The organism is uncultured Psychrobacillus sp., assembly GCF_938022135.1.
Taxonomy (GTDB): Bacteria; Bacillota; Bacilli; order Bacillales_A; family Planococcaceae; genus Psychrobacillus.
The window spans coordinates 1-4,320 of the sequence record NZ_CALIED010000052.1; the positions used below are offsets into that span (position 1 = coordinate 1).

A 4,320-nucleotide genomic window follows, 5' to 3' on the forward strand; every position below is an offset into this window, starting at 1 on the left:
GCGACGAGCTTGCGCAGGAGCAGCTTTTATCCATTTGACCCCGAGGGGCAAGGCGCCGGAGCTAGACACCAAGAAAAGCGCAGGCGCCTATTCCTGCCCCGAAAGGCAAATGGGGAAAGCGAGGAGGCAGCTCCTCAGCCACCGGAGCTTTTTTCCATTTGACCCCGACGGAGCTAGACACCAAGAAAAGCGCAGGCGCCTATCTCTGACCCGACAGGCAAATGGGTACAATATGAAAGCTATAAAAAAAGTGGGAGTGGAGAATATGATTCACTTAAAAGGATATGGCCTTACATTGGAACAAATGAGAGCCATTCTTTATAAAGACGAGAAAATAACATTAGATAGAGAGGCTATAAAAGCTGTTCAAAACAGTAGAAGAGCCGTAGAGAAAATTGTTAGTAGCGGAGAAATCGTGTATGGAATTAATACGGGCTTTGGAAAATTTAGCGATGTAAGTATAAACGAGAAGGATGTTCATGCACTTCAACTACATTTGATACGTTCTCATGCTTGTGGGGTTGGAACTCCTTTTGAAGAGTTAGTTTCAAGAGCTATGGTCGTTCTACGTTTGAATGCTCTGATGAAGGGTTTTTCAGGCATACGACTCGAGGTATTAGAAAGACTGGCATATATGATAAACCACCATATCCATCCTGTAATACCTTCCCAAGGCTCTTTAGGTGCATCTGGAGATTTAGCACCTCTATCACATTTAGCTCTTGTATTAATTGGCGAAGGATTTGTTTGGGAAGCTAACAAGCATGTTCCTGCTGCAAATGTATGGAGTGAACATGGACTACAGCCAATTGTACTTGAAGCTAAGGAAGGGTTAGCCTTAATAAATGGAACTCAGGCAATGACTGCTCAAGGAGTGATTAACTGGCTAGAAGCTGAGACTCTTGCGTATCAAAGCGAGTGGATTGCTGCAATGACAATGGAAGCCCTCCATGGGATTACAGACGCCTTTCACCCTTCTATCCATGAAGCACGAGGTTACCTGGAGCAAATAGACGTCGCTAAACGAATGCTGTACTGGTTGGAAGGAAGTCAACTAGTCACTAAACAAGGGGAACAGCGAGTGCAGGATGCCTATTCCATAAGATGCATACCTCAAATACACGGAGCCACATGGCAAGTGCTTTCCTATGTAAAAGAAAAACTTGAGATAGAAATGAATGCAGCCACGGATAATCCATTAATCGTAGAAGACGGAAATATAGTTGTTTCAGGGGGGAACTTTCACGGTCAACCAATAGCCTTTGCGATGGATTTCTTAAAGGTAGGAATGGCCGAGCTTGCTAACGTTTCCGAACGTCGGGTAGAAAGACTCGTGAACCCACAATTAAATGTTGGTCTCCCGCCATTTTTAAGCCCAGAGCCTGGCCTACAATCAGGAGCAATGATTTTACAATACACTGCCGCTAGTTTAGTATCTGAAAATAAAACACTGGCTCACCCAGCATCTGTCGACTCTATCCCATCCTCCGGAAACCAAGAGGACCATGTCAGCATGGGAACCATTGGGGCTAGACATGCCTATCAAATCATTCAAAATGCCCGTGGGGTAATCGCTATCGAGGCTATTTGTGCAGTACAAGGAGTCGAGTATCGTAATGAGTTGCTGATGGCTCCAAAACTGCTTAAAAAGTGGCAGGAGATCCGTACATTTATTCCCTCCATAACTGAAGATCGGGTCTTTAGCAAGGATATCGAGTTAATGCAAAATTATTTGAGGACTTGAATATCTCTTAAGTGCGCTCTTCCTTTGTTTTAACAGTTTGCTTCTACTTGGAGGAGTGTATAGGCTACACCAAGGAAACCCCTGCTTCCTCTATACACTTTTTCATAATGTATATAACCATTCATTTTTGGTTATCCATCTTACGAATCAACTCATATAATAAGAAATAATATATCGGGAGTTGATTTTTTGACACTTTGGATTGATGTATCAGTCACAAAACGTCAGTTGAAGCTTTATGACGGAAGCAAACTGTTAAAAACATACCCTATTGCAGTAGGAAAAGTCTTAACCCCTACTCCAACAGGTAATTATATGATTATAAATAAGGAGGTAGATCCAGGAGGTCCATATGGGGCATTGTGGATGGGATTATCTAAGCCTCATTATGGTATACACGGGACAAACGATCCAAGCTCAATAGGAAAAGAAGTATCACTTGGTTGTATAAGAATGTACAACAATGACGTTATAGAATTATCCTCCCAGGTACCTTTGCAGACAAATGTTTACATCCACAAGTAATGGTTCTTATAGCTCTCGCTAATAATTCTAAATTTGTTAGATTGCCTCTGTATAACTGAAATTACACATTATAGAATAGATTTAAAATTCTCCACACCAAGTATCCCATTTCACCTGCATATATCACTCTCCAAACTCGTGATCAACTCCATACAACCGCTCTTTCTACTTTCTAACCTTATAGTTAATATCACTTCTTCTCATAATTTTTTCTATCTTATACACTATGTTGCTTATCCTTTTATAAATTTTTTAATAATAAGGCGATGCGTACCCATCCTACTTTATACAATAGCTTTCAACTAAATTTTAGATGTTTATTTCCTTCTTCCAGAGGTATGTATTATTTAAGATAAATTCTTTAATGAAAAACTATAAGGCACGGAGGTAACAAATATGTTTACTGAAAAAAATAAAGCAAAAATCGGAGCAGCTACATTCATCTCTTTAGGTCTACTTGGAGACACCAATTATGCTTTAGACCATGATGACAATCAAGTTGACGACAAGGAAGAACAAGAAAAAGAAGAATTTTAATTAAATTTTTAAAAAATTTAATTATTTTATGTTTAAGCACATATTTTAACGGGTATTGATAAAAGGAAATATTTTGTTTTTTGGTGTAATTAAGTAAAAAGAAAACTAAAAATTTATTAGATAGTAGGAAAAAAAATTATCATATAACATATGCGTTAAAGGAGCAGCTTAGATGTTAAAAATGATTTTTATTCCAAAAAGGTTTCGACAAAATTCGCCTTTTTCATTCTTTGTGGATAAGTTTACACACAGAATTCACACTAGATAAATATGATTTTGACAAACATGTAAACAACTTATTAACATCTTATACCCACATATTGTGGATAAAAAGAACGATTGTTCTTAATAGTACTTTTTGGTAAAGTAATGTTAATAACAATTATTTAATCTTAAAGCCCTTTCACATATAAGAACATTTAACTATTAGGAGGAAATGAAATGAGTAAAATGTCGGATGATCTATTATTAGAATCATATTTTACTGCTAAGGAACTTAACCTTTGCCCTGACTTTTTAGCTTTATTGAAAAGTGAGATACAACGTCGCTCTCTTCAAGTTGAACTATAATCTTTTATATAAATGAAACTTTCTTTCCATTCTTTCGTAAATAGTATAAGGTAATACTGTAAGTCTAATCTAATAACTATTTTACGGAGGGTTTTAAATTTTGAAGAAAATTCTAGTCGCACTACTTACTATCACGCTTGTTTTTTCTTCAGTGGGCAATTTTGTCTTTCAAGACGATATAACTGCTGAAGCTAAGAAATACAAGTCAGGAAAAAAAGGTTTTAATTCTAATAATAATTCAAATGACAATACGAATAATTCCAATACGAATTCTAATATTCAAAAAGATAAAGATAATTCTACAACAGCTACAAATAAATCATCTAACACAAACTCCAAAGGTGGATTTACGGCTGGTGGATTGATGAAAGGTCTTTTCATAGGTGGTCTCGCTGGATTACTCTTTGGTAGTCTTTTTGCAAACATGGGTATACTTGGTTCCATATTAGGTTTCTTAATTAATGCTGCTGCTATCGCAGTAATTGTTATTCTTATCCTTAAGATCATCAACATCTTTAAAGACAAGAAAAAGAAAGAGGAACCACATACATGGAAAAACTAGTAGTACCGGAACAAAATATTATTAATGCTATTTGCGTTCACTTTGGTCGTAAAGTAAATGCTAACCCGGAAGCAGTTGAAGTAGAGTTAATGTATGATGACGAAACTGGTTTTTCCGCTGAGGCATATGTAAATAATCAACAGTATAATTTAAGTACTCTAGACATTATTGAATCTTTACGCCAAACAATGAGAGAATTTTTAAACCTAGATCCTATCTCTACCGGTATAGAGCTTGTATTAGATGAAAAAGAAGGAATAATTGCAGTTGTAAGTTAAAAAAAGGTAACGAAGAATTTTCTTCGTTACCTTTTTTCTTACTTTTTTAGGCTATGTTAAAGGGTAGGGTTGATTTATAATGCAAAGAAATCTTTAAATCAGAG

General features: G+C 36.5%; 6 protein-coding genes. All 6 read left to right on the forward strand.

Going from position 1 to position 4,320, the window contains the following annotated elements; all coding sequences use genetic code 11:
• Nucleotides 1-265: 265 nt before the first annotated feature.
• The 6 genes from hutH (at nucleotide 266) to Q0371_RS10370 (ending at nucleotide 4,216) form a co-directional block, all read left to right on the forward strand.
• The gene (hutH, locus tag Q0371_RS10345) at nucleotides 266-1,744 is read left to right on the forward strand and encodes a histidine ammonia-lyase (protein ID WP_298470875.1); all 1,479 of its coding nucleotides are present in this window, start codon (nucleotides 266-268) and stop codon (nucleotides 1,742-1,744) included.
• 189 nt (nucleotides 1,745-1,933) lie between these two features.
• Nucleotides 1,934-2,269: a L,D-transpeptidase gene (locus Q0371_RS10350; RefSeq protein ID WP_169360169.1), complete on the forward strand. Its 336-nt coding sequence runs from the start codon at nucleotides 1,934-1,936 to the stop codon at nucleotides 2,267-2,269.
• A gap of 396 nt (nucleotides 2,270-2,665) precedes the next feature.
• Nucleotides 2,666-2,806: a hypothetical protein gene (locus Q0371_RS10355; RefSeq protein ID WP_298470878.1), complete on the forward strand. Its 141-nt coding sequence runs from the start codon at nucleotides 2,666-2,668 to the stop codon at nucleotides 2,804-2,806.
• A gap of 441 nt (nucleotides 2,807-3,247) precedes the next feature.
• Entirely contained in the window at nucleotides 3,248-3,376 is a 129-nt protein-coding gene (locus Q0371_RS10360; RefSeq protein WP_169360171.1) for a sporulation histidine kinase inhibitor Sda, read from the forward strand.
• Between the two features lie 100 nt (nucleotides 3,377-3,476).
• The gene (locus tag Q0371_RS10365) at nucleotides 3,477-3,938 is read left to right on the forward strand and encodes a hypothetical protein (protein ID WP_251553602.1); all 462 of its coding nucleotides are present in this window, start codon (nucleotides 3,477-3,479) and stop codon (nucleotides 3,936-3,938) included.
• On the forward strand, nucleotides 3,926-4,216 hold the full coding sequence (locus Q0371_RS10370; RefSeq protein ID WP_169360173.1) for a DUF2653 family protein: 291 nt from the start codon (nucleotides 3,926-3,928) through the stop codon (nucleotides 4,214-4,216). Before Q0371_RS10365 ends, Q0371_RS10370 begins: the two co-directional genes overlap by 13 nt.
• The last annotated feature ends 104 nt before the right edge of the window (nucleotides 4,217-4,320 follow it).

Bases quoted from the DNA above. Each gene is read 5' to 3' on its own strand.
- hutH (WP_298470875.1), top strand. From the start codon at position 266: ATGATTCACTTAAAAGGATATGGCCTTACATTGGAACAAATGAGAGCC.
- Q0371_RS10355 (WP_298470878.1), top strand. From the start codon at position 2,666: ATGTTTACTGAAAAAAATAAAGCAAAAATCGGAGCAGCTACATTCATC.
- Q0371_RS10360 (WP_169360171.1), top strand. From the start codon at position 3,248: ATGAGTAAAATGTCGGATGATCTATTATTAGAATCATATTTTACTGCT.
- Q0371_RS10370 (WP_169360173.1), top strand. From the start codon at position 3,926: ATGGAAAAACTAGTAGTACCGGAACAAAATATTATTAATGCTATTTGC.